The sequence below is a fragment of the Streptomyces sp. NPDC014734 genome (genome assembly GCF_043083325.1).
In the GTDB taxonomy this organism is placed as follows: domain Bacteria; phylum Actinomycetota; class Actinomycetes; order Streptomycetales; family Streptomycetaceae; genus Streptomyces.
The window spans coordinates 1-24,685 of sequence record NZ_JBIBYN010000038.1; the positions used below are offsets into that span (position 1 = coordinate 1).

Here is a 24,685-nt window from a genome sequence, read left to right on the forward strand (position 1 = left end):
CTGGGTGCGTTTCGTGCCAACGACGATATGGCACTCAGTACCCTCTGTAAAGGAACGCGGTGCCATAGAGGCCTTTTCGGTGCTACGTTCCCCGCATGACTGACGCACGCAGACCCGCGAAGAAGGCCCCGATGCGGGAGGTGCTGGCCCAGGCCGCCTTCCAGCTCTTCCTGGAGCGGGGCTTCGAGCAGACCACGGTGGACGACATCGTGGCCCGGGCCGGGGTCGGGCGCCGGTCGTTCTTCCGGTACTTCCCCTCCAAGGAGGACGCGGTCTTCCCGGACCACGAGCGCTGCCTCGCCGACATGACGGCGTTCCTGGCGACGGTCGGCGACGTGGAACCCGTCGACGCGGTGTGCGACGCGGCCCGGCTGGTGCTGAGCATGTACTCCGCAAACCCGGAATTCTCGGTCCAGCGCTACAGGCTCACCCGGGAGGTGCCCGGACTGCGCACCTACGAACTGTCCGTGGTGCGCCGTTACGAGCAGACGCTGGCCGGCTATCTCCGCGGACGCTACGGCGAGGCCGGGGACGGCGCGCTGCGGGCCGAGGTGATCGCCGCCTCCGTGGTCGCCGCCCACAACAACGGGTTGCGCGCCTGGCTGCGTTCCGGTGGTGCGGGGGACGCGGAGACGGCGGTGGATCACGCCCTCGGGCTCGTGCGGCAGGTGTGGGGGAGCGCGGAGACCGCGGAAGCGCCGGGGGCCCCGGACGGTGGCGACGTGGTGGTGATGGTCGCCGCCAAGGGGGCTCCCATGTGGCGTGTGGTGCAGCAGATCGAGTCGGCGATCGGCCGGGACTGAGGCCGGAATCACGATTTCTGGCACTGAGTGCCTTTACGGTTCGGCACTCAGTGCCCTATGGTGCGGACGCGCCGACACGCAGGTGCGGCGCGTCCGAGCGAGCGCAGGGGGTCGAACGTGTCCCAGTCAACGCATGGCACCGCGCAGGCGGTGCGTGAGGAAGCCGGCCTGCACTACCACCGGTGCCGCTGGTGCGGCACCGCCTCCTTCCGGCGGCTGCTGTGCCCGGTGTGCGCGTCGAGCGATCTGAAACCCGAACACGGCGCGGGCCTGGGCGTCGTTGTCAGATCCGGAGTCGTGCACCGCTACACGGAGGCGGCGCGCAACGAGTCCCTCGTCCGGCTTCCCGAGGGCTTCGTGTTCCGCTGCCGCGTCGTGGGCGCCGCGCCGCACAGGGTGCCGGTCGGCGCACGGGTACGGCCATTGACCGGGAGCGACCCGGAGACGGGCGAGGTGGTCTTCGAGCTCTGCGAGCCGCCGCGGAACGACGACTGGCTCTGATGCCCCCACCACACCGCCGCCGCACTCCTCCCCGGTCCGTACGCCGCCGTACACCGACCGGCCGCCCTCCTGACATGGGCCGTTCGTCAACTCCTCGAGACGTCGTGATTGGCTGGAGACATGATGAACGAACTTCTCGACGGACTCGCAGGCATCGCCGACACGGCCGGGGGCGCCACGGACATCGGGTGCGCCGGACGGCTGACCGAGGTCGAGGCGGCGGTGCGCGCGGCGGCCGCGGCCGAGATCATGCCGCGCCACCGACAGCTCGCCGCGCACGAGATCGTCGAGAAGAACGGCCCGCACGATCTCGTCACCATCGCCGACCGCCTTGCCGAGGAACACCTCACCGCCTCACTGACCCGGCTCCTGCCCGGTTCGGTCGTCGTCGGGGAGGAAGCGGTCCACGCCGATCCGGCGGTGTACGACGCGCTGCGGGGCGACGCACCGGTGTGGATCGTCGACCCGGTCGACGGCACCCGGCAGTTCGTTCACGGCGACCCGGGCTTCTGCACCCTGGTCGCCCTCGCCCGGCACGGCGAACTCCTCGCCTCGTGGACCTTCGCCCCGGCCCTCGACCAGATGGCCGTCGCGGTCCGCGGCGGGGGCGCCACGCTGAACGGCGAGCCGATCAGCTCGGGCTCGCCCGCGCCCGGCACCGCTCTGCGGGTGGCCATGTCGCACCCCGACTACACCACCGAAGCCCAGAAGCGCGCCCTGCTCGGCCTGCGCACCGACGGCATCGATGCCCGGCCCTGCGGCTCGGCAGGCCTCGAATACCTCGCCGTCGCGCGCGGCGAGATGGACGCGGTCGCCTTCACCTGGGAGTACGCCTGGGACCACGCGGCGGGACTGCTGTTGGTCACCGAGGCCGGCGGCGCCCAGGCCACGCTGGACGGCACCCCGTTCAGGATCACCGGCGGGAACGCCCTGCCGTTCACGGCCGCACGGGACGGGGCGACCGCCGAACGCGTCCTGAAGGCACTGCGCGACGGGGCCTGACCCGCCACCCGCCCGCGCCCGGACGCCGCAGTGCGGGACGGCCGGTCGACGTCTCCGCCGAGGAGACCTCGGTAGAACACGGCGAGACGCGCGGGATCGGCGCAGTCGAGCACCACACACTGGAGGTCGGCGATCACGCGTGGTTCCTCCCGTCCGTCGCGAGGGCCGACCGGACGTCCCTGACCAGCTCCGCGGCCCGGTCCACCGCCTCCCCGTCCAGACCCCGCAGCGCCTCACCGACCCGCGCGGCGAAATTCGCGGGCGTGTCCGGCATACCGGCCGCCGCGGCCACCGCGCCCTTCTCGTTCAGACACCAGGCGCGGTGGTGGGCGTGGAGCGACTGCGCGAGGACGCCGAACGCGCGCGACAGGCACAGGGAGACATGGAGCGCGTCATCGGCGGCGGCCGACTTGCGGGCGTTCGCCACCGAGAAATCCGCCTCCCACGACGCCTCCACCAGTGCCGTGCGCAACGGCTCCGGGTAGGCGAGGGTCTCGTTTCGAAGCGCCGTCAGGTCGCCCCGGGGGTCGGCGAGCACGTGGCACAGCGCGACCTCGCCGGGGTACGCGGGCGACCAGAAGCCGAGCGGATGGCCGGCCTGCACGTTCACCTCGAAACGGCCCTCCCGGCAGTCGGTCCAGACCGCCTCCACCCGGTCCAGATCGCGCAGGATCAAGTCCACCGCGTCGCCGTCCACCGTCAGCCAGGCACCACCGTTCACCCAGGGGCCCCAGCCGCCGGGCCCCGCGACCTCCACCGGGGAGCCCTGGGCCTCGGACGCCAGCGAGGTCAGCGCGGACACGTCGGGAGTCCCCCGGTAGTAGAGGCCCAGATCCCAGTCGGAGTCCGGGCGGTGCGTGCCGCGGGCCCGGCTGCCGCCCAGGGAGACGGCTCGCACACCGGGCACGGAGGCGAGCCGGGAGGCCAGGTCCGCGATCCGGGCGGGCACGGCCGGGCCTGGCCGCGTCCCCGATGCGCGCGGAGCGGCGGAGTTCGGTGTGTTCATCGCGTGGTGACCCTACCCGCGGCCACGCTGTCGGTGCCGCGGAATATCCTGGGTCTTCCGGCCGCCGGCTGACGAAGGAGCCCGAAGGTGCCGTCGATGCTTGATGCCGTCGTCGTGGGGGCGGGGCCCAATGGACTTACCGCCGCCGTCGAACTGGCCCGGCGAGGTTTCGCCGTGGAGGTCTTCGAGGCGGCCGGGACCGTAGGGGGCGGGGCCCGCACGGAGGAGCTCACCCTGCCCGGCTTCCGCCACGATCCCTGTTCCGCCGTCCATCCGCTGGGCATCGGCTCGCCCGCCTTCGCCACCATGCCGCTCGCCCGGCACGGCCTGGAGTGGCTCCAGCCCGAGCTGGCGCTCGCCCACCCGTTCCCCGACGGGACGGCCGCGGTGCTCACCGGATCGGTGGGGGAGAGCGCCATGTCGCTGGGCGCCCGGGACGCGGGGGCCTACCGCAGACTCGTCGCCCCGTTCCTCGGGCACTGGGACACCCTCGCCCAGGACTTCCTGCGCACTCCCTGGGACGGCCTGCCCCGCGACCCGTACCGATGGGCGCGCTTCGGTCTCGACGCGCTCCAGCCCGCGACACTGCTCTCCCGCCGCTTCCGCGGCGCGAAGGCGCGCGGTCTGATCGCCGGGCTCGGAGCCCACGCCATAGCGCCGGTCAGCGGTGTCGCCACCGGCGGAATCGCCCTGCTCTTCGCCCTGGCCGCGCATGAGAAGGGCTGGCCGGTGCCGCGTGGCGGATCCCAGGCCATCTCCGACGCCCTCGCCTCCTACCTGCGCGAACAGGGCGGCACGATTCACACCGGCACCGAGGTCAGACGGCTCGACGAACTCCCGCCCGCACGCGCCTACGTCTTCGACACCTCGCCCACCGCGATGGCCCGCATCGCGGGGCTGGGCCGTGCCTACAGCGGCTACCGCTACGGCGCCTCCTGCTTCAAGATCGATTACGCGCTGTCGGGCCCGGTCCCGTGGACCGCGCCCGAGGCCCGCAGGGCCGGAACGGTCCACCTCGGCCCCACGGCCGGGGAGATCGACGCCGCGCTGAGCGCCGCGGTGGCGGGCCGTGACCCGAGCGTGCCGTTCCTGATCACCGCGCAGCCCAGCCTGATCGACCCCTCCCGGGCACCCGAGGGCCGGCACGTCTTCTGGGCGTACGGACACGTCCCGTCGGGCTGGGAGGGCGACGCCACTGAGGTGATAGAGCGTCAACTGGAACGCTTCGCCCCCGGATTCCGGGACCTCGTCCTCGCCCGGTCGGTGGCCGGACCGCCCCGGATCGCCGCGCGCAACGCCAACTACGTCGACGGCGACATCGCCTGCGGCGCGTTCGCGGGACTCCAGACGGTGATCCGGCCCAAGCTCGCCCGCGTGCCGTACGCGACGGCGCATCCGGCCGTGTTCCTGTGCTCCTCGGCCACCCCGCCCGGCCCCGGTGTGCACGGCATGTCCGGCCACCACGCGGCGAAGGCCGTCTGGCGACGGCTGCGGGAGGCCTGAGAGGCCGTCGGGTCGCACCCGGGCGGGCTGAAGCGGTCGGGGCCGCGCGGTCCCGGATTTTCGGGGCCCCGGGTTTTCGGGGTTTCGGGACCTCGGAGTCTTGGGGTCTTGGGGTCTTGGGGCGAAATGTTCGACCGATGAGGTCCGGGGCCTGCGAGAAGCACGAGAGTGTGCGGGATTTCGGCACGCCCGCCGAAAGCGCGGGCCGGGTTCCGCGTGCTCCCCGAGGAGTTCCGCTGAGTCGCCGGGCTCGACCGGAGCCGCTCACGCGCGCGTGACGAGCAGGCTTCCGGGACACTGGTCAGACATTTCGGGGAGGCATTACGATCCGCGGTATGCCGCGCACGGACGAAAACGCCAGGGGTGTGGGGGAAGCGCCCCGTGTCGAGTACTCGAAGGCCGGTCGGGTGGCCCATGTGACGCTCAATCGCCCCGAGGTCCTCAACGCCATGGATCTGCGTATGCACGCGGAACTCATGGATGTCTGGGACGACTTCGAGCACGACGACGACGTCTGGATCGCCGTGCTCTCCGGTGCCGGGACCCGGGCCTTCTCCGTCGGCCAGGACCTCAAGGAACTGGCGCGCCGCGTCCGGGGCGGCACCGCGGGGACAGCCACCTTCGGCAGCCGGGGGAAGCCCGGGTGGCCGCGCCTGACCGAACGTTTCGACCTCTCGAAGCCCGTCATCGCCAAGGTCCGTGGGTACGCGATGGGCGGAGGTTTCGAGCTGGCCCTCGCCTGCGACATGATCGTCGCCTCGGAGGACGCGACGTTCGCCCTGCCCGAGGCGAAGCTCGGGCTCATGGCCGGGGCAGGTGGCGTGTTCCGCCTGGCGAGACAGCTTCCGTTCAAGAGCGCCCTCGGCCATCTGATGACCGGCCGTCCACTGAGCGCGCGGAGGGCTTTCGATCTGGGGCTTGTGAACGAGGTGGTTCCCGCGGACGACCTGGACGACTGCGTCGAGGGCTGGGTGGCCGACGTGCTGCGCTGCGCGCCGCTGTCGGTGCGAGCCATCAAGGAAGCGGCGACCAAGTCGCTCACCATGTCCCTGCCCGAGGCCTTCGCCACCCGGTACCGCTGGGAGGAGGAGCGCATGCACAGCAAGGACGCCATCGAGGGGCCGCTCGCCTTCGTGGAGAAGCGTGAGCCGCGCTGGCAGGGCGACTGACCGGCCGCCGCTTCCCGGACGAGACGGTGCCCGGCACCACCCTCACGGACCCGGTCCCGCCCGGGGCGAGGGAGGGCACGTGCCGAACAGCCGTCGGCGGTGGCGGGACGAAGGCGGCGGTCGCCGCCGGTCCGGCCCGGACGGGAGGCCTGACGGCAGCTCGGCCGACGTCGGCAGAGCCCCCCGTCGCGCTCACAGCCCGGTGACCCTGCCGCTCGCCGACAGCTCGTAGACCAGGGTGACCGTGCGGCGGCCGCCGGGCGGGAGGGGGACGTCCCAGCGGGCGATGCCCTCGGCGTCCACCGCGTCGGGGGCCGGGGAGCACGCGTCCTCGCGCAGGCGGATTCCCACCGCCGAGACCTCGGAGACCGGAATCCGCTCGCGCAGGGCGATCACCCGCTCGCCGTGCTCCCCCGGGGCGGAGAACCGGGACAGGTGCAGCCGGACCGTGCGCGTGACGACGGTCCGCTGGGCGATACCGGCGGACGCGCGGGACTCCTCGGCCTGCCGCACCACCCTGTAGTCGTCGCGGCTGCCGAAGGACAGCCGGGCGGGGGCGCCGGAAGCGGTGAACTCCAGCGTGCCGCGGCCACTGAACCCGCTGTCGCGGACCAGGTCCACGGGCCCGGCGAGCAGCGCGTGGCCGGACAGGTTGTCGAACCGTGCGACCTGGGTGACCAGCGGGGACAACTCCGGTGCACAGGCGTACTCACTGCGTGCGACCGTGGTGAACGCGGAGAGCGGCACCCGGTGGGCGCGACCGTCACCGGGCACCGAGACCGGCACGGGGGACCCCAGCACCCGTGCCTCGCCACCGTCGTCCACCCCCGGCAGGCCGAGCACCGGGGCCGGGCCGAGATCCCCGGTCTCCTCCTCGCGCACTTCGACGTCAATCGTGCGGCGCTCCGCCGCGGAGCGGTCCTTGAGCGTCAGCCGGTCCTCGCCCAGCCGCGGTGGATCGGTGGCCGCCGCCGAGCGAGCCGTCGACAACGTCAGCCGTACGTCCGACCAGTCCTCACCGGTGCGCTGCCAGACCATCGCGTCGGTCTCCAGCGTCAGGGAGTCACCGTCGAGCACGGCCCGGTAGGCGGGGCGCCACAGCGCACACGGGGTGAGGTGGCTCAGGCGCAGCCGGACCGGCCCCGCGACCGCGCTCCGCACGGTCAACTCGATGTGGCCGACCAGCTCGGCGGGCTCCTCCTCGGCGAGGAGCACGGCGCTTTCGGCCTCACCGAGTTCGGCTTCCAGCGCGTTCAGCCGGGCTTCCACGCCACGGAGTTGCTCGCCGCACCCGTCGCGCTCGCCGTCCACCCGGTCCAGTTCCCGGGCCCACCGGGGCAGGTCGGCCTCCCCGCAGCCGGCGCCCTCGCCGATGTCCCGCAGCAGATCGGTGGCGAGGTGGCCGAGCAGGTCGAGACGCGTCCGCAAGCGGTCGCGCCGCCGCCCCAGGGCCAGCCGCTCCTCTTCCAGGGCGTGTACGTGGTGACGGAGGGCGGAGTCGTCGCCGGTGGGCGGCAGCGGCCCGCGCGGTGTCCAGCTGCGGACGATCCGCACGTCGAGCACGGTCGCCGGGTGATCGGCGGTCAGTTCGGCATGGAGGGTCCGGTCGACGGCCGTCGCGCCGACCGGACCGAGGCGCAGCCGCTGGACCCCGGCCTCCAGGTCGAGCACGACGGCGCGCTCGACGAGGGCGCGATCCTCCAGGCACGTGACGGCGGTGACGGGGAGGGCGATCGGCTTCGGGGCCGTGGGCATGGTGGGTGTCAGCTCCTGCGGTTGCCGCCGACCAGGGCCTTGCCGGTCGGGATGCGGATCTCGTAGCCGCCGTCGACGGCGGCAGTGGCGCCCGCGGGCAGCTCCACGCGCCGGACGCGGGTGCCCGGCGCGTGCCGATCGGATTCCGGGCCCTCATCGGGCGTCGTCCAGCCTGCCCGTTCCTCGATCCGGACGTCCGGATCGGAGGCGACGGGCACCCGTTCGCGGACCTCCACGGTGACGGGCCCGGCGAGCCGGTTGGCGAGTTCCACGTGGACATGGTGGTCGAGCACGGTGGTGTTGCCGCGCAGGCCCGAGGTGGACTCGCGCAGGTTCGTACGGCGGGTGACCCGGACGCCCTCGGCCGGCCCGAGCCCCATCCGGCGGACACCGCCGGGGGCGAGCGTGGGCAGTGCGGCGGTCAGCAGGAACTCGTCGTCGACGGCGACCTCCACCGGGCCGGCCAGCAGTGCCTGGTCGGTGGCGTTGGAGAGCACCAACGTCGCGTACACGGTCTGTTCCACGGACGGCACGCAGACGTATTCGGTGCGCAGCCCTACCGGGATCTCGCCGACGGTGACGGTGTGCCAGGTGCCGTCGGACGGAATGTCGGCGCGGGCGGTGGCATCGAAGCGGTGGTCGAAGGAGCCCGCCGATTCGCGGGGGCGTACGGCCTGTCCGGGCAACGGCAGCGCGGCCACCGCTTCGGCACGGCGGCGGTACTCGGCCGCCGCCGGGTCGAGGGGGGAGCCGGGAAACAGCCTGCCCCTGCGACCATCCTGCTCGTCGGGGCCGCACAGGACAAGGGCGGCGTAGTCGAGTTCGGCGCCGCTCGGCCGCGGCGGACCGGTCACTGGTGGCGCAGGCGGCGGTGCGGCCCGGCCGGGAGCCGGAGGTGCCGGGGCGGCGGGGGCGTCCGCGAAGGACCTGCCGCGGGAACGCGGCCTGTCACCGGGCCCGGCCCCGGTCGGCCGCGCAGGGGCGGGCATCCCGCCGCCGAGGCCGCCCGGCGGGGCGCCGACCGTACGGCCGGGCGCCCCGATCGCGGCCGGTGGACCGCCGTAGCCCCGCGGCGTCGGCGCCGGCGGCGGGGGAGGCGGTGGTGGTGGAACGGGACCGTGGGCGGAGCCGACCGCGAGAGCCACGGGCGCGGCGGCCGGGGCCGGGGCCGGGCCCGCCGCGTCGTATCCGGAGAACAGGTCGGCGAGTCCGGCCGGGGGTTCGCGCCAGCCGGAGGGCGCGGGGGCGGGCTGGCCGCGTCCGATCCGGATCGAGCGGAGCATCGGCAGGTCGGTGCGGCGCCGGAGGTCGGCGGTGGCCAGGGCGATCCGCACCCCCGTCCAGTCCTCGCCGGTCCGCTGGGCGACCGAGGCGCGCAGCACCAGACGGCCGCTGCCGTCGCCCTGACGGTGCGCCAGGCGGTAGGACGGTGTCCAGACGGCGCCCGGCACCCCGTACTCCAGTTCCAGTTCGACCTCCGTGCCGCCGGAGCCGTCGAGGGTCAGGACCGCGCAGACAGTGGTCTCCACGTGGGCTGACGGCGTGTCGGTGGAGGCGCGGGCGAGTCTGTCGGCAGCGACGGCGAACTCGTGCTCGACGTCGCGCAGCGCCTCCTCCAGTTCGACGAGGCGGTGGTGCAGTCCCACCAGCCGCTCGTCGACGAATTCGGTGAGCTCCAGCCACGCGTCGACCGGGGTGCGACGGTGCGGGTCCCCCCGTCTGCGGGCAGGCGGTACCGGGCGGAGGGCCCCGGTCTCCTCGATCAGTCCCAGCTGCCGGTCCCGGCGGCCCCGCGCAGCCGCGCACGCGTCGTTCAGCCGTTCGACCTCGCGCAGCGGTTCGTCGGGCGTGCCCGTGCCGCGCGGCTCGGCCTCGACCTCCGTCCTGACCTCGGTGACGCGTACGCCCGGAGTGCCCGGGACGCGGGCCCGCAGCGAGTCCGGGTCCAACGCGCGCGGCAGTCCCGTCACCCGCACCCGGCCGTCGGCCGGCACGGTGCCCCGGGCCAGGCGCCGACAGACCGCGCCCTGCGCGTACACCAGGACCGAGTCGAGGGTCGACCCCCACCTCCGTGCCGATTCAGCCGCCATGTGGCCCGCCCCCCCGTCGTGTCCATGCTGAGCGCAGCCTACGCGTCCGGGTGTTCCCGGCGTCCGCGTCGAGTCGGCCGAACCCGGTGTCGGCCCGCGGCGGGACCGACGGCCGCCGTCACGCGGCGGGACCGACGGCCCGCCGTCAGGCCCGGTCCCGGTCCGGCCGGTGGGACCGGGAGGGAGCGCACTCGACCGGCTTGCGCCACACGGAGACGTGCTGCGCGGAGTTCTCGGTGAACGGTGTTCCGTCCCAGTCCGCGACGCGCCGTTCCCGTTCGAGCCCCGCGATCCGTGCCATCAGGTCGAGCTCGGCGGGCCACGCGTACCGGTGACGCGAACTGCCGCGGCGGTAGCGTCCGTCCGTGCCGTCGAGGGTGAGGTGGTGCGAGACGAGTGTCTGTTCGGCCAGATCGAAGGTGTCGAATCCGAGGTGGCGTTCGGAGACGTCGAACGGCACCGCCACCTGCCCGGGCGGCAGGAACCGCAGCGGAGGCACCCCCAGCTCGATGACGAACCGGCCGCCGGGCGCCAGATGGCGTGCGGCGTTGCGGAAGCACTCGACCTGTTCGTCCTGCGTGAGCAGGTTCGAGAGGGTGTTGTAGACCAGATAGACCAGGGTGAACTCGCCGGGGACGACAGTGGTGGCCATGTCCCCGAGCACGACCGGAAGCGTCTCCTCGTCGATCTTGTTCCGCAGGACCGCGGCCATGTGCTCGGACAGTTCGATGCCCACGACCGGCACTCCGCGCTCGCGGAGCGGCACGCCCACGCGTCCGGTTCCGATGGCGAACTCCAGGGCTCGGCCGTCTCCGGCGAGGCCGGCGAGAAAGGCGAGGGTTGGTGCGAGGAACACCGCCGAGGATCTCTCGCTCTCCTCGGTGTCGTAGCGGTCGGCGGTCGCGCGGGTCCACAGTTCACTGCTCGTCACGGGCCGCTACTCTGCCGGGCGCGGTGATCCGCTGTCGACCGGGTTTCCGGACGTCGGCTCCGGGGTGCCGTCCGGACTCCGGTCCGGCCGGGGCACGTCCACGGCGACGGGGCGGGGACGGCGACCGCCGGGGGCTAATGGATGAAGCGCGGCAGCCAGCGGGCCCGGTAGTCGGGGTGACCGGCGTGTTCCGCGGCCATCTGCCGTACGGCGAAGCCGAGTCCGACGGCGCGGCCGGACGTGAAGTCGGCATCCGGGCGGTCGGTGTCCTTGTCCGCGACCTCCGCGTACTCGTCCAGGAGCACCCGGCTCGTCTCGATGCGACGGCAGGTGCGCGCGGGGTCCTGGAAGGCGATGTGCTGGTCGAAGCCGTGCCCCCGGATGGTGAACGCGATGGCGCCGGACCGGTCGTGGATCTCGCCGGGCACTCCGTCGGGGCACCGCCAGTTGTCCCCGCCCGCCGCGTGGGCCGTCCGCTCCTCCTCGGCCAGGCGGGCCCGGACGAAGTCGATCATGTCGGAGTTGTCTGTCATCGGGGTTCCGAATCCTCACACCGTCTTGGTTCCCTGCCGGGGCGGCACCTGCCGCCCCGCCCGCGGGCCGTTCGCGCACCGAGGCCGCCGCACGACGATACCGAGTGGGCGGACCGGCATATCGTTCATCACGTGGTCGTCGTCGCCCGGGCGCGTTCGGGACGATGCGCACGCCCCGTCCCGAGGCCACCGTGTTCGTCGTGGCATCGACCACCGGCCCACCACCGCCCTCCGTCCCCGTCCGGGCGCGGAGGGGCAGCGGACGAGAGAAGGGAACAGCCCATGACCTCCGTGCACGGAACGTCCGTGGACATCACCACGAGGGACGGCGTCGCCGACGCCTACCTGGCCCATCCGGACGACGGGGAACCCCACCCCGCGGTCCTTCTCTACATGGACGCCTTCGGACTCCGCCCGCAGTTGCGGAACATGGCCGACCGTCTCGCCGGAGCCGGTTACACCGTCCTGGTCCCCAACGTCTTCTACCGTCACGGCCGGGCGCCGGTCGTCGAACTCCCGGACTTCATCGACCCGGCCGCCCGCCCGGAGCTCTTCGAGCGACTCGGACCGATCCTGCGGTCGCTGACCCCCGACGCGGCGATGAGCGACGCCGACGCCTACCTGGCCTGGCTGGCGGAGTGTCCCGCGGCCGCCGACGGGCCGGTCGGCCTCACCGGCTACTGCATGGGCGCCGGCCTCGCCCTGCGCACCGCCGGCACGTACCCGGACCGGGTCGCGGCGGCGGCCGGTTTCCACGGCGCCCGGCTGGCCACCGAATCCGACGACAGCCCGCACCTGCTCGCCGACCGGATCACCGCGGAGCTGTACTTCGGTCACGCCGATCAGGACCCCGCACTGCCCCCCGAGCAGATCACCCACCTCGACGAGTCGCTCACCGCGGCGGGGGTGCGCCATCGCGGTGAGGTCTACACCGGGGCGCTTCACGGGTTCACCCAGGCGGACACCGCCGCCTACGACCGCACCGCCGACGAACGCCACTGGACGGCGCTGCTGGCACTCCTGGACCGCACCCTCAAGGCGGCACGCGCCTGAATCGCGGCCCCCGCGCCCTCGGCATACGGTCGGCAAGGGGCACGGCACCGTGCTCCGCCCCAGAACTCCCGGGCACCCGCGGCGTGGGCCGACGGCCGGCCCACGCCGTGCCGACGGCGAGGACGGCCCGGGAACACGGGGGGCCCGGACGAGAGGAGGCCGCGATGACGGCCGAGAACACCCACGCCGTCGTACTCGGGCCGGACAGCGGCCTGGACGAGGTATTCGAACTGGCCCAGCAACTGCGCGTCGACTCCGTCCGGGCCAGCACCGCCGCCGGTTCCGGCCATCCGACCTCCAGCCTGTCCGCGGCCGATCTGATGGCCGTCCTCATGGCCCGCCACCTGCGCTACGACTGGCAGGACCCGGAGAACCCCGCCAACGATCACCTGATCTTCTCCAAGGGCCACGCCTCCCCGCTGCTGTACGCGATGTTCCTCGCCGCGGGTGCGATCGGCGAGGAGGAGCTGATGACCACCTACCGGCGCGCCGGAGCCCGGCTCCAGGGGCACCCCACCCCGGTGCTGCCCTGGGTGGACGCCGCCACCGGCTCGCTGGGCCAGGGCATCGCGTACGGGGTCGGCATCGCGCTCGCCGGGCGTGATCTGGAGCGAATCCCGTACCGCGTGTGGGTGCTGTGCGGCGACAGCGAGATGACCGAGGGGTCCGTGTGGGAGGCCCTGGACAAGGCGGGACGCCACCGGCTGGCCAACTTCGTCGCGATCATCGACGTCAACCGTCTCGGCCAGCGGGGCCCCACCGAACTGGGCTGGGACACCGCTGCCTACGCCCGCCGGGCCGAGGCGTTCGGCTGCCGCGCCGTCGTCGTCGACGGCCACGACCTCGCGGACATCGAACAGGCACTGTCCGTCGCGGCCGACGGACAGGCCCCCACCGTCGTCGTCGCCCGGACCGTCAAGGGCCGCGGGGTCTCCGAGATCGCGGACGCCGAGGGATGGCACGGCAAGGCGCTGCCCGACGACCTCGCCGTACGCGCCGTCGCCGAACTGGGCGGCGTACGCCACCTCACCGTCCGCGGTCAGCTGCCGCCCGAGACGCCCCGCGCCGCCCCGGTCGAGCCCGTGCGGGTCGAACTGCCCCGGTTCCGGACCGGTGACACCGTCGCCACCCGTGTCGCGTTCGGCAAGGCGCTCGCGGCGATCGGCGCCAGGCCCGACATCGTGGCCCTGGACGCGGAAGTGGGCAACTCCACCCACGCGGAGGACTTCGGCAAGGCGCATCCCGAGCGGTACTTCCAGACCTACATCGCCGAGCAGCAGATGATCGCCACCGCCGTCGGCATGGCCGCACGCGGCTACCGGCCCTACGCCACCACCTTCGCGGCCTTCCTCACCCGGGCCCACGACTTCATCCGGATGGCGGCCGTCTCCGGCATCTCCATGAGCCTGTGCGGAACCCACTGCGGTGTCGAGATCGGCGCGGACGGCCCCTCCCAGATGGGTGTCGAGGACCTCGCCATGATGCGGGCCGTGCACGGTTCCACCGTCCTCTACCCCTGCGACGCCACGTCGACCGCGGCCCTGACCGCCGCCATGGCCTATCTGGACGGCATCTCCTACCTGCGCACCACCCGGGGCGCCTACCCCGTCCTCTACGACCCCGACGAGACCTTCCCCGTCGGCGGCTCCAAGACCCTGCGCACGAGCCACGCCGACCGGCTCACCCTCGTCGGAGCCGGCGTCACCCTCCACGAATGCCTGGCCGCCGCCGACCTGCTGGCCGCCGAAGGCATCGCCGTCCGCGTCGTCGACCTGTACTCCGTCAAACCCCTGGACCTCGACGTACTGGCCCTCGCCGCCCGCGAGACCGGCGCACTGGTCGTCGTGGAGGACCACCACCCCGAGGGCGGTGTCGGAGAGGCCGTGCTGTCCGCGCTTGCCGTGCAGCGGCTCGCCCCCGCCCTCGTCCACCTCGCCGTGCGCGTCATGCCGGGGTCCGGCACCACCGCCGAACTCCTCGACGCGGCGGGCATCTCCCGCACCCACATCGCCCGGGCCGCACGGGACCTCGTCGCCGGCTGAGCGAAAGCCCGGCGCACCGGCCCCCGGCACGCCCCGCCCGGCGTCCGCGACGTCGCGCGGGACGCCGTTCAGGAATCCGGTTCCGTCCGGGGGCGCGGCCGGGCGCGGACGTGCATCCGCTCGCCCTGGCGGCCGAACAGGTTGAGGACCTCCACCGGTGAATCGCCCGCGGCGCCGAACCAGTGCGGCAGCCGGGTGTCGAACTCGGCGGCCTCGCCCGGCCCCAGGACCAGATCGTGGTCGGCCACCACGAGCCGCAGCCGTCCGGACAGGACGTACAGCCACTCGTAGCCCTCGTGCGTGCACGGTTCGGGCCGGTTCTGCTCGGCCGGGATCACCGACTTCCACGCCTGCAGGGGGCCGGGTCCGGCGGTCAGGGGAATCACCGTGCGCCCCTGGTGGACGCGGGGCCTCGGCCGGATCCGGGGATCGCCCGCCTCCGGCGCACCGACCAGTTCGTCGAGCGGCAGCCGATGGGCCCGGGCGATCGGCAGCAGCAGTTCCAGGCTCGGGCGGCGCTGCCCCGACTCCAGACGCGACAACGTGCTCTTCGAGATGCCCGTGGTCTCGGCCAGCGCCGTCAGGGTCACACCGCGCCGGGTGCGGATGCGCCGGAGGCGGGGGCCGACCCGGGCCAGTGTGTCGGCGAGGGAGGAGTCCTCGGCGTTCGGGAAATGCGCGTCCATGCGTCCATTTCACATCCCCTGTCCCACAATGAGCAACTGGTGTTGTCGATTCCGCACCACGTGGCGCCGTGGTCGGCGCGTTCGTCCGGAAGGCCGGCCGGTGCCCCGGATTCCCGCCGTCGCACCCCAAGTCCCGCGCCGGACACCGCGCGTGGTCCGGGTGACCGGCCGAGCAGGTATCGTCCGTGACGCTGACCACGCACGGAGACCGACAACGATTCAGGTGGTGGAGAATGAACCAGCAGGAGGCCGAACGGGTCGGCAGCCGGGCCCATTCGGCGCGGGTGTACGACTGCATCCTGGGTGGCAAGGACCACTACGAGGTGGATCGCCGGGCGGCCGAGGCGTCGCTCCGGGCGTGGCCGGGTCTGCGGGCGAGCATGCTGGCCAATCGGGCGGCGATGCGCCGCATGGCCCACTGGCTGGCGGCGGAGGCCGGGATGCGCCAGTTCCTCGACATCGGAACCGGCATTCCGACCGAACCCAACCTGCACCAGGTCGTGCAAGGCGTGGCCCCCGAGGCCCGCATCGTCTACGTCGACAACGACCCGGTCGTCCTGGCGCACGCCGACGCGCTGATGCGGAGCACGCCCGAGGGCCGGACCGCCTACATCCAGAGCGACATGAACACTCCGGACGCCCTCCTGGCCGACCCCGCCCTGCACCGGACGCTCGACCTGGACCGGCCCGTCGCCGTGACGGTCATCGCCATGCTGCAGTTCGTGGCGGACGCGCAGGGCCTCATCGAGACGCTGATGGAACCGCTCGCGTCCGGAAGCCATGTGGCGGTCACGCTCGCCACGGCCGATCTCGCCCCGGGCTCGGAGGCACTCGCGCGCGAGTACACGGAGCGGGGCATTCCCATGTACCTGCGCGATCGCGCGGAGGTGGAGAGGCTGTTCACGGGCCTGCACCTGTTGGAACCCGGCGTCGTGCCGATGACGTCCTGGCGGCCTCCGGCCGGCGAGGAACTGCCCGACACCACCACGAACATGTACGCCGGAGTGGCCCGCAAGCCCTGATCCGGCCGCCGGCCGCCGGCCGGCGACCCGCACGAGCCGTACGCAACCGGCCCGGCACCCCTCGGGGGTGCCGGGCCGGTTGCGTACGGCTGCCCGGAAGTCCGTGCGCCCCACCGGCGGTTCGGCCGGTGGCCCGGTCAAATGACAGGTACGGAATGTTCAACCTCTGACCAAGAATTGTGCGACGGCGGAGGTGCCATCCGCCCGGGAGGACCCGGACGCGTCACTCCCCACCAGTGCGCATGCCCGATGGTGCACGTGCGGTCACACCACGTATCCGCTTGTTCGTGCCCGGGATCCGCCTCCGCCGGGCGTACCGTCTCAACAGATTGTTGATCAGGTCAAAGCCCGCTGGACACGGGGGATTTGGCGCATGCGCCATGCCCCGGAGGAGCACGGACGCCTGTGACGGAACAGGCGGCACGGGCGAGGAACCGGGTTCTCGCCCGTGCCGGCCGGGTACGGCGGGCGCATCTGCACGGCATCGCGCAGGTGGTGCTCGTCCCGAACCCCCGGTCCGGCCCGGCATCTCGTTTCGAGAAGACAAGGTGACGCGATGAATCTCTCACCACGGGAAATCGACAAGCTCCATGTGTACGTGGTCGCGGACCTGGCCCGCCGCCGCAGGGACCGGGGCACCAAACTCAACTACAGCGAAGCCGCCGCGCTGATCACCGAGGCCGTCCTGGAGGCCGCCCGCGACGGTCGTACCGTCGCCGAATGCATGGAGTTGGGCCGCGACGTCGTCTCCGTCGACGACGTGATGCCCGGCGTACGGGAGATGCTCGACGTCCTCCAGGTCGAGACGGCGTTCGTCGACGGGACGAAGCTGGTCACCTGCCACGACCCGATCCACGTCTGAGACACCGGGGAGAGACAGATGCCGGGCGGAGCCCACTACCTCTACGGCGACGAACCCGTGGAGATCAACGCGGACCGGGCAAGGGCCAGGATCACCGTCGCCAACACCGGTGACCGGGCCGTCCAGATCGGTTCCCATTACCACTTCTTCGAGGTCAACCGCGCCCTGCGCTTCGACCGCGAAACCGCCTACGGGATGCGCCTGGACATCCCCTCCGGCACCGCGGTGCGCTTCGAGCCCGGTGACACCCGTGAGGTGGATCTGTGCGCCTTCGCCGGAACCGGACGGCTCGTCGGCTTCGCCGCGCTCGTCGACGGGGATCTGTCCGCCCCGGGCACCAGACGTGCCGCGCTCCGCCGGGCCGCCGAACTCGGATTCGGCCACGCCGACGGCGCCGACCGCGAGGGAGCGCAGAACTGATGGCGATCATCCCGCGCAAGCAGTACACGGACCTGTTCGGCCCCACCGTGGGCGACCGGTTCCACCTGGCCGACACCGGTCTCGTCGTCGAGGTCGAGTACGACCACAACGCCGGCTCCTACGGCGAGGAGGCCGTCTACGGCGGAGGCAAGGCCATCCGCGACGGCATGGCCCAGGACCCGTCCGCGCTCAGCCGCGACGGCGCCCTGGACCTCGTCATCACCAACGTCGTGGTCCTGGACCCGGTCCTGGGCGTGGTCAAGGGCGACATCGGCGTCCGCGGCGGACTGATCGTCAAGGTGGGCAAGGCGGGCAACCCGCACCTGCAGAACGGCGTGGACCCCGAACTCGTCATCGGCCCCGGCACCGAGGTGATATCCGGAGAGCACCTCATCGCCACCGCCGGGGGAGTGGACACACACATTCACTTCATCGCGCCCCAGCAGGCCCAGGAGGGCCTGTCCAACGGCATCACCACCTTCTTCGGCGGCGGCACGGGCCCGACCGACGGTTCCAACGGCACCACCTGCACCCCGGGCCCGTGGAACATCCACCGGATGCTGGAGGCGGTGGAGGACCTGCCGGTCAACGTGGGTCTGCTGGGCAAGGGCAGCGGAAGCCTGCCCCAGGCACTGAACGAGCAGATCGAGGCGGGCGCGGCAGGCCTGAAGGTGCACGAGGACTGGGGCGCGACGCCCGCCTCGATCGACACCGCGCTGCGCGTCGCCGACGAGCACGACGTGCAGATGGCCATCCACACGGACACCCTCAACGAGGGCGGCTTCTACGAGGACACCCTCTCCGCGATCGACGGCCGCACCATCCACACCTTCCACACCGAGGGGGCCGGCGGCGGCCACGCACCGGACATCATCCGGGTGTCCGGCGAGGCCAACGTCCTGCCCGCCTCCACCAACCCGACCCTGCCCTACACGGTCAACTCGGTGGACGAACTGCTGGACATGGTGATGGTCTGCCACCACCTGTCGCGCGACATCCCCGAGGACGTGTCCTTCGCGGACAGCCGGGTGCGCGCCGAGACGATCGCCGCCGAGACCGTACTGCACGACCTCGGCGTGATCAGCATCTTCTCCTCGGACTCCCAGGCCATGGGGCGGGTCGGCGAGTCCTTCGTCCGCGCCTTCCAGACGGCCCACCACTGCAAGGAGGCGCGCGGCCCGCTGGCGGAGGACAGCTCCCGCAACGACAACGCGCGGGTCCTGCGCTACCTGGCCAAGCTGACGATCAATCCCGCGACGGCGGTCGGGGCGGCGGACGTGATCGGCTCGCTGGAGCCCGGCAAACTCGCCGACATCGTGCTCTGGCCCATCCACTCCTTCGCCGCCAAGCCCAAGATGATCATCAAGGGCGGCATGGTCAACTGGGCGCAGATGGGCGACCCCAACGCATCGCTCCCCACACCGCAACCGGTCTACTACCGGCCGATGTTCGGCACCCACGGCCGCGCCCGGCACCGCACCTCGGTCACGTTCATGTCGCAGGCGTCCATCGCCGCGGGCGTCCCCGGCGAGCTGGGGCTCCAACGGCGCGTCGAACCGGTACGGCGCTGCCGCACCATCGGCAAGCAGCACATGGTGCGCAACGACGCGCTGCCGCGCATCGAGGTGGACCCGGACACCTACAAGGTCACCGTCGACGGCGAGCCCGCCACCATCGAGCCCGCCGAGCGACTCCCGCTCAACCACCTCTTCTACATCGTCTGACCGTCCGACGGACGCCGACGGCCGCCGGCGCACCCGGACGGCTCCGGCGGGAACGGAAACCCGGCGTGAACGAACCGATCCCGATCCCGGCGCTGCTGACCGGACTTCAGCTCACCGACTCGGCCTTCCCCAGCGGCTACTACACCCTCTCGCACGGCCTGGAGGGCTTCCAGCAGGCCCGCGCGGTCACCCCGCGCGGCCTGCCGGGGCTCCTGCACGACCTGCTGCGGCACAGCGTGGGACCGGCCGACGCGACCGCCCTCGCGCTCGCCCACCGCGCGGTCACCGCCGACGACTGGGCGGAGGCGGCGGCCGTGGAGGAGCGGCTGCACGCCGGAAAGCTGGGCCGGGAGGCCCGGCAGGCCACCGTCCGCACCGGACGGCAACTGCTGGACCTGGCCGCCGAGGTCTACGGAACGCCACAGATCGAGCGGTACCGGTCCCTGCGGCGGAAGGGCGCCGTGCGCGGCTGCCAGCCGGTCGTCGCCGCCGTCGTCCACGCCGCCAACGGAGTCCCCGTCCGCGCGGCGGTGACCTGCGAACTCTTCGCCTTCGCCGCAGGTTTCGCGGGGGCCGCCCTGCGGCTGAGGCTCACCGACCACCGCCGGGCCCAGGTCCTGTTGCACGGGGCCGCCCCAGTGATCGAGGAGACCGTCGAAGCCGCTCTGCGCCGCGAACTCGCGGACATCGGCGGCTGCGTACCGGTGGCCGATGTCATGGCGGGCCGTCACGAGCGCGCGGAGGCACGGCTGTTCGCCAGCTGAGGGCTGTTCCGCACGCCCTCCCACCCCTGTACGACAACACCACGGACAAGGATCGCCATGCACGACCCCATGCAGGCCAGGAACCACCACCACGACCACGACGGGCTCCCGCGGCGGCCCGGGGACGGCGTTCTGCGTGTCGGTGTCGCCGGCCCCGTCGGCTCCGGCAAGACCGCCCTGATCGAAGCACTCGTCCCCGTGCTGATCGAGCGCGGCCGGACCCCTGCCGTCATCACCAACGACATCTACACCACCGAGGACGCCGCGCACGTACGGCGTACCCTGGCCGGGTTCCTGGAACCCGAGAAGATCGTCGGCGTGGAGACCGGGGCATGCCCGCACACCGCGGTCCGCGACGACCCGTCGATGAACCAGGCCGCCGCCGACGAACTCCTCGAACGTTTCCCCGAGGTGGACACGCTGCTCTTCGAGAGCGGCGGGGACAATCTGACCCTCACCTTCAGCCCGGCCCTCGTCGATCTCTTCCTGTTCGTGCTGGACACCGCCGAAGGCGACAAGATGCCGCGCAAGCGCGGCCCCGGCATCACCGAGTGCGAACTGCTCGTCATCAACAAGGTGGACATCGCCTCCTACGTGCGGTGCGATCTCGGTGTCATGGAGGCGGACGCGCGACGCGTACGGGAGGACCGGCCGGTGGTGCTGACCAACTCCCTCACGGGGGAGGGGCTCGGTGCCGTCGCCGACTTCCTGCTGTCCCACGAGGCCGCGCGGGAGGCGGCTTCCGCGTGAGCGAGGCGCCCGCGCGGCTGGACCCCGCGCACTACGAACCCCGAAGGGTCCCGGCCGCGATGCTCGCGCTCACCGGACCGCCGGACACCCTGGCCGCCGGGCGCCCCGGCAAGGTGGGCCTGCTCGAACTGCGCTACGCGCGCGTCGGCGACCGCACCGAACTCGTCGACCGCTACCAGAAGTCGCCGCTGCAGATCACGCGCCCGCTGTACGTCGATCCGCACCGGCCCGACCTGCCGGTGACGTACCTGATGACGACCGGGGGAGGGATCGTGCAGGCCGATCGCCACCGGATCGACATCGACTGCGGTCCCGGCACCGCGGTCCACCTCACCACGCAGGCCGCCACCAAGGTGCACCGGATGGAGTTCGACCACGCCACCCAGCTCGTCGACATCACCGCGGCGCAGGGCAGTTACGTCGAGTTCCTCCCCGATCCCGTGATCCCGTACCGGGACGCCCGCTTCTACCAGCACACCCGGGTGACCGCGGACCCGGCCGCCACCGTGCTGCTGGGGGAGACGATCGCGGCCGGACGGCTCGCCCGCGGTGAACGGCACGCCTACCGCATGCTCTTCAGCGATCTGGAGATCCGCCGTCCCGACGGGAGACTCCTCGCCGTGGACACCGTCCGGCTCGATCCGCGGGGCCCGGGGCCGGTCACCGGTCCGGCGGTCCTCGCGGACCACGACCTGATGGCCACCCTGTACGTCGTCACCCCGCTCGCCCCGGCGTCCCTGGTCGCCGACACCCTCCACGAGGCGCTGAACCCCGTCGCCCCGGCCTTCGGCGTGAGCACGCTGCCGGACGGCTGCGGGGCGTGGGTGCGCGTCGTCGGCGGCGACCCGCCCGCCGTCACCCGCGCGATGCGCGCCGCCTGGGACGCCGTGCGGAGGCTGCTCATCGGTGTCCCGGCCCCGGACCTGCGGAAGTCCTGACCGGCCCCCGCCCGCCCCGGGCCGGCTGTCTCCCGGCGCGACGGGCCGGCCCCCGACGCCGTCCTCGACGGAGGATACGACGTGATCGCGGTGCCACTCGGACGGCGCCGCGCCGAACCGGCCGCCCCCTGGAGGACCGTCCGTGACGACCACCCGCGTGCCGACCGCCGACGACCAGATGGCGGTCCGTCAGGGCTTCACGGTCCTGCTCGACGCCGAGCCCGGCATCGAGATCGTCGGACAGGCCGTGGACGGCGCGGACGCCGTCACCAAGGCCGTCGAACCGAGCCCCGACGCGGTCCTCATGGACATCAGGATGCCGGGGGGCGGCGGGATCGAGGCGACACGGAGCATCACGGCATCGCCCGACGCCCCGAGGTCCTCGTCCTTACCGCGTTCGACCTCGACGAGCACGTGTACGAGGCGTTGCGCGCCGGCGCGTCCGGTTTCCTGCTCAAGGACGCCCCGGCCACCGAACTCACCCATGACGTAAGGGGGGTGGCGGCCGGCGAGGCGCTGCTCGCACCGGACATCACCAACCGCCGGTCTCAGACCCGAAGCTCGCCGTCCCGGACGACCACCCGGCCGCCGGAGACCACCAGGTGCCGTCGCGGAGCGCGGACGAGGGCGTCCTGGACGTTCTCGGCATCCAGCAGAACGATGTCGGCGGGCGCGCCCGCCACGATGTCGTGGACCGGGCGGTGCACGAAGCCGGCGGCGCGGGTGGAGGCAAGCTCCACCGCGTGCGCCAGCTCCTCATCGGTGCGCAGCCCGTGCAGACGCGCGAAGCCGAGCGCCACGCGCAGCAGGTCGCCGTCGCCGAACGGCGACCACAGATCACGGATCCCGTCGGTCCCGAGGCCGATCGGGATGCCGAGGTCCCGCATGTCGCGCCAGGGGAGCGGGGCGGTACGGGGCGGAGCCACGGTCGTCCACCCGATTCCGGCCTCGGCGCAGCCGTCGAGCAGCTCCCGCTGCCGGTTCGCCGGCAGCTCCCCGAGGGCGAAGCCGTGGGAGATCGTCACCCTGCCGTGCAGGCCGGAGCGCCGGGTGCGGTCGATGATGAGCTCGAACTGGAACGCCCCGAGTTCCCCGCCGTCGTGCAGATGGATGTCGAGACCCACCCCGCGACGCTCGGCGATGTCGAACAGGCCGTCGAGCTGGGCGACCGGATCGCGGTCGATGGACGCCGGGTCGATTCCGCCGATGCTCGTCGCCCCCGCTCCGGCCGCCCGGTCGAGCAGCTCCAGCACACCGGGGCGGCGCACCACCCCGTCCTGCGGGAACGCGACGATCTCCACCTCGATCGCCCCGTCGAGCGCGTCCACCGCCTCGCGGACGGCCTCGATGCCCCGCAGCCCGACACCGAGGTCGACGTCCACATGGGTGCGCACCGCCGTCGTACCGTGCCGAAGGAACTCGCGCAGCACCGCGGTCGTCGATTCCGCGTCCGGGATACCAAGACTGTCCCGCACGGCGCGTTCATGCGCGATGCGGCCCCGCGTCGTGCCCTCGCCGGCGTAGGAGACCCATGGCTTCCCCCACCAGCTCTTGTCCACGTGGGCGTGCGCGTTGACGAGACCGGGCAGCGCGAGGAGGCCGCCGCCGTCGAGACGGTCACCGCCGTGGTCCGCGCGGCCGGCGGGGACCACGGCGAGGATCTCGGGACCGGACATCACGATGTCCACGGGTTCCGCGCCCCAGGGGCGGACGTTCGTCAGCGTCACATGAGTCATGAAGAAATGGTATTCCAAATATTCGATTGTGCCGAGGCAGGGACGGGAGACCGGAACGGGGCGGAAGGAGTCAGCCGCGCGGTCCGCGGGCCTTGTCGTCGCGGTCCGCGTCCTCGGCCTTCTGCGCCTGCTTCTCCTTGAGGCGCACCGCTTCCTTGCGGACCTCGGCCTGGGTGGCGCGCTCCCGCACCAGCCAGTCCGGACTCTCCTGCTTCAGCGCCTCGATCTGCTCCGTGGTCAGGGCATCGGTGACCCCGCCCCGGGCGAGGCCCGAGATGGAGATCCCCAGCTTCGCCGCCACCACGGGCCGGGGGTGCGGTCCGTCGCGTCGCAGTTCGCGCAGCCACTCGGGCGGATCGGACTGCAGCGCGTTGAGTTCGGTGCGCGAGACGGCGCCCTCCTGGAACTTCGCGGGGGTGGCCTCTAGGTACACACCCAGCTTCTTCGCCGCGGTTGCGGGCTTCATCGTCTGGGCGGTCTTGTGCGACGTCATGACGTCAAGGGTATCGAGCATGTGCACCACCTCTGACCAGGGCCGGTAACCTGGCCGAGTGACCAGCTCCGAAGAACCCTCCTCGTTCCGGCTCGCGTACGTCCCCGGGGTGACGCCCACCAAGTGGGTGCGGATCTGGAACGAGCGGCTGCCCGACATCCCGCTGACCCTCGTCGCCGTGCCCGCCGCCGAGGCCGCCGACACGCTGCGCGACAGCGGTGCCGACGCCGGCCTGCTGCGGCTGCCGACCGACAGGACGGGCCTGAGCGCCATCCCCCTCTACACGGAGACGACGGTCGTGGTGGTCCCGAAGGACCATGTCGTCGCGACGGTCGACGAGCTGTCCACCGAGGAGCTCGTCGACGACGTCGTGCTGCACCCGCTCGACGACACCCTCGTGTGGGAGCGGCTGCCGGGGCGGCCCGCGGTCGAGCGTCCCGCCACGACGGCGGACGCCGTCGAACTGGTGGCGGCGGGAGTGGGGCTCCTCGTGGTCCCGCAGTCGCTCGCCCGTCTGTACCACCGCAAGGACCTCACCTACCGGACCGTGTCCGACGCTCCCCGGTCCGGCGTCGCGCTGTCGTGGCCGGAGGAGGAGACCACCGACCTGGTGGAGGAGTTCATCGGGATCGTCCGCGGGCGGACCGTCAACAGCACCCGGGGACGTCCCCGGCCCCAGGAGGGGACGAAGGGCGATCAGCCGGCGGACAAGCACCGGAAGGGCGGGCAGGCGAAGGGCAAGCGGACGGGCGCGGGCACCGCACGGCGCAAGCCCGCCGCGAGCGGATCGGGCGGCCGGAACACGCGCGGCGGTTCCGGTGGATCCGGCGGCACCGGGGGCGCCCGGCGCGGAAGGCCCCGCCGCCGGTCCTGAACTCCGCCCGTCCCGCGGCATCCGGAGG

Annotated in this window: 23 protein-coding genes and 2 pseudogenes; 16 read left to right on the forward strand and 9 right to left on the reverse strand. The window is 72.7% G+C overall.

The window, feature by feature from the left end:
* Window positions 1–131: 131 nt before the first annotated feature.
* The 3 genes from ACF1CT_RS35660 to ACF1CT_RS35670 all read left to right on the forward strand — a co-directional run bounded on the left by ACF1CT_RS35660 (window position 132) and on the right by ACF1CT_RS35670 (window position 2,306).
* The gene (locus ACF1CT_RS35660; RefSeq protein ID WP_391788229.1) at window positions 132–803 is read left to right on the forward strand and encodes a TetR family transcriptional regulator; all 672 of its coding nucleotides are present in this window, start codon (window positions 132–134) and stop codon (window positions 801–803) included.
* A 117-nt stretch (window positions 804–920) separates the two neighbouring features.
* Complete coding sequence (locus ACF1CT_RS35665) at window positions 921–1,304, forward strand: Zn-ribbon domain-containing OB-fold protein (RefSeq protein ID WP_391788178.1); 384 nt, start codon at window positions 921–923, stop codon at window positions 1,302–1,304.
* Window positions 1,305–1,424: 120 nt separating this feature from the next.
* A complete protein-coding gene (locus ACF1CT_RS35670; RefSeq protein ID WP_391788179.1) occupies window positions 1,425–2,306 on the forward strand; it encodes an inositol monophosphatase family protein in 882 nt (293 codons plus the stop codon).
* Between the two features lie 35 nt (window positions 2,307–2,341).
* On the opposite strand, the pseudogene ACF1CT_RS35675 reads toward ACF1CT_RS35670, so the two are convergent.
* Window positions 2,342–2,443: pseudogene (locus ACF1CT_RS35675) on the reverse strand (VOC family protein); the annotation flags it as partial.
* Window positions 2,440–3,312: a nucleotidyltransferase domain-containing protein gene (locus ACF1CT_RS35680; RefSeq protein WP_391788180.1), complete on the reverse strand. Its 873-nt coding sequence runs from the start codon at window positions 3,310–3,312 to the stop codon at window positions 2,440–2,442. The gene ACF1CT_RS35680 and the pseudogene ACF1CT_RS35675, both read right to left, overlap by 4 nt.
* Before the next feature lie 87 nt (window positions 3,313–3,399).
* Between ACF1CT_RS35680 and ACF1CT_RS35685 the strand changes: the two genes are divergently transcribed.
* Entirely contained in the window at window positions 3,400–4,815 is a 1,416-nt protein-coding gene (locus ACF1CT_RS35685; RefSeq protein ID WP_391788181.1) for a phytoene desaturase family protein, read from the forward strand.
* A 335-nt stretch (window positions 4,816–5,150) separates the two neighbouring features.
* Entirely contained in the window at window positions 5,151–5,984 is an 834-nt protein-coding gene (dpgD, locus tag ACF1CT_RS35690) for an enoyl-CoA-hydratase DpgD (RefSeq protein WP_391788182.1), read from the forward strand.
* A 192-nt stretch (window positions 5,985–6,176) separates the two neighbouring features.
* Here dpgD and ACF1CT_RS35695 read toward each other — a convergent pair whose 3' ends face one another.
* The 4 genes from ACF1CT_RS35695 to ACF1CT_RS35710 all read right to left on the reverse strand — a co-directional run bounded on the left by ACF1CT_RS35695 (window position 6,177) and on the right by ACF1CT_RS35710 (window position 11,293).
* The gene (locus ACF1CT_RS35695; RefSeq protein ID WP_391788183.1) at window positions 6,177–7,739 is read right to left on the reverse strand and encodes a DUF4139 domain-containing protein; all 1,563 of its coding nucleotides are present in this window, start codon (window positions 7,737–7,739) and stop codon (window positions 6,177–6,179) included.
* Window positions 7,740–7,747: 8 nt separating this feature from the next.
* Window positions 7,748–9,829: a DUF4139 domain-containing protein gene (locus ACF1CT_RS35700; protein WP_391788184.1), complete on the reverse strand. Its 2,082-nt coding sequence runs from the start codon at window positions 9,827–9,829 to the stop codon at window positions 7,748–7,750.
* Window positions 9,830–9,974: 145 nt separating this feature from the next.
* Complete coding sequence (locus tag ACF1CT_RS35705; protein ID WP_391788185.1) at window positions 9,975–10,760, reverse strand: class I SAM-dependent DNA methyltransferase; 786 nt, start codon at window positions 10,758–10,760, stop codon at window positions 9,975–9,977.
* A 134-nt stretch (window positions 10,761–10,894) separates the two neighbouring features.
* Entirely contained in the window at window positions 10,895–11,293 is a 399-nt protein-coding gene (locus ACF1CT_RS35710; RefSeq protein WP_391788186.1) for a DUF6221 family protein, read from the reverse strand.
* A gap of 282 nt (window positions 11,294–11,575) precedes the next feature.
* Between ACF1CT_RS35710 and ACF1CT_RS35715 the strand changes: the two genes are divergently transcribed.
* Both ACF1CT_RS35715 and ACF1CT_RS35720 read left to right on the forward strand, forming a co-directional pair.
* Window positions 11,576–12,346 carry a dienelactone hydrolase family protein gene (locus ACF1CT_RS35715; RefSeq protein WP_391788187.1) on the forward strand — a complete coding sequence of 257 codons (771 nt, stop codon included), beginning with the start codon at window positions 11,576–11,578 and terminating at the stop codon, window positions 12,344–12,346.
* Between the two features lie 164 nt (window positions 12,347–12,510).
* Window positions 12,511–14,388 (forward strand): transketolase, encoded by a 1,878-nt coding sequence (locus ACF1CT_RS35720; protein WP_391788188.1) that lies wholly within the window; start codon window positions 12,511–12,513, stop codon window positions 14,386–14,388.
* Between the two features lie 68 nt (window positions 14,389–14,456).
* Here ACF1CT_RS35720 and ACF1CT_RS35725 read toward each other — a convergent pair whose 3' ends face one another.
* Entirely contained in the window at window positions 14,457–15,074 is a 618-nt protein-coding gene (locus tag ACF1CT_RS35725) for a helix-turn-helix domain-containing protein (RefSeq protein ID WP_391788189.1), read from the reverse strand.
* Window positions 15,075–15,307: 233 nt separating this feature from the next.
* Between ACF1CT_RS35725 and ACF1CT_RS35730 the strand changes: the two genes are divergently transcribed.
* From ACF1CT_RS35730 to ACF1CT_RS35765, 8 genes and pseudogenes are all read left to right on the forward strand, one after another.
* On the forward strand, window positions 15,308–16,096 hold the full coding sequence (locus ACF1CT_RS35730) for an SAM-dependent methyltransferase (protein ID WP_391788190.1): 789 nt from the start codon (window positions 15,308–15,310) through the stop codon (window positions 16,094–16,096).
* Window positions 16,097–16,652: 556 nt separating this feature from the next.
* Window positions 16,653–16,958 carry an urease subunit gamma gene (locus ACF1CT_RS35735; RefSeq protein WP_391788191.1) on the forward strand — a complete coding sequence of 102 codons (306 nt, stop codon included), beginning with the start codon at window positions 16,653–16,655 and terminating at the stop codon, window positions 16,956–16,958.
* A gap of 18 nt (window positions 16,959–16,976) precedes the next feature.
* Window positions 16,977–17,378, forward strand: a complete 402-nt coding sequence (locus tag ACF1CT_RS35740; protein ID WP_391788192.1) for an urease subunit beta — start codon at window positions 16,977–16,979, stop codon at window positions 17,376–17,378.
* Window positions 17,378–19,102, forward strand: a complete 1,725-nt coding sequence (ureC, locus tag ACF1CT_RS35745) for an urease subunit alpha (RefSeq protein WP_391788193.1) — start codon at window positions 17,378–17,380, stop codon at window positions 19,100–19,102. The genes ACF1CT_RS35740 and ureC overlap by 1 nt, the downstream gene beginning before the upstream one ends.
* Before the next feature lie 65 nt (window positions 19,103–19,167).
* A complete protein-coding gene (locus tag ACF1CT_RS35750; RefSeq protein WP_391788194.1) occupies window positions 19,168–19,866 on the forward strand; it encodes an urease accessory protein UreF in 699 nt (232 codons plus the stop codon).
* Between the two features lie 69 nt (window positions 19,867–19,935).
* Window positions 19,936–20,616: an urease accessory protein UreG gene (gene ureG, locus ACF1CT_RS35755; protein WP_391788230.1), complete on the forward strand. Its 681-nt coding sequence runs from the start codon at window positions 19,936–19,938 to the stop codon at window positions 20,614–20,616.
* A 59-nt stretch (window positions 20,617–20,675) separates the two neighbouring features.
* On the forward strand, window positions 20,676–21,554 hold the full coding sequence (locus ACF1CT_RS35760) for an urease accessory protein UreD (RefSeq protein ID WP_391788231.1): 879 nt from the start codon (window positions 20,676–20,678) through the stop codon (window positions 21,552–21,554).
* A gap of 178 nt (window positions 21,555–21,732) precedes the next feature.
* Window positions 21,733–22,157: pseudogene (locus ACF1CT_RS35765) on the forward strand (response regulator transcription factor); the annotation flags it as partial.
* On the opposite strand, the gene ACF1CT_RS35770 reads toward ACF1CT_RS35765, so the two are convergent.
* Window positions 22,103–23,290 (reverse strand): amidohydrolase, encoded by a 1,188-nt coding sequence (locus tag ACF1CT_RS35770; protein WP_391788195.1) that lies wholly within the window; start codon window positions 23,288–23,290, stop codon window positions 22,103–22,105. The pseudogene ACF1CT_RS35765 and the gene ACF1CT_RS35770 overlap by 55 nt on opposite strands.
* 70 nt (window positions 23,291–23,360) lie before the next feature.
* Window positions 23,361–23,783 (reverse strand): DUF5997 family protein, encoded by a 423-nt coding sequence (locus ACF1CT_RS35775; protein WP_391788196.1) that lies wholly within the window; start codon window positions 23,781–23,783, stop codon window positions 23,361–23,363.
* 58 nt (window positions 23,784–23,841) lie between these two features.
* Here ACF1CT_RS35775 and ACF1CT_RS35780 point away from each other — a divergent pair, with 58 nt between their 5' ends.
* Entirely contained in the window at window positions 23,842–24,657 is an 816-nt protein-coding gene (locus tag ACF1CT_RS35780) for a LysR substrate-binding domain-containing protein (protein WP_391788197.1), read from the forward strand.
* Window positions 24,658–24,685 lie beyond the last annotated feature (28 nt).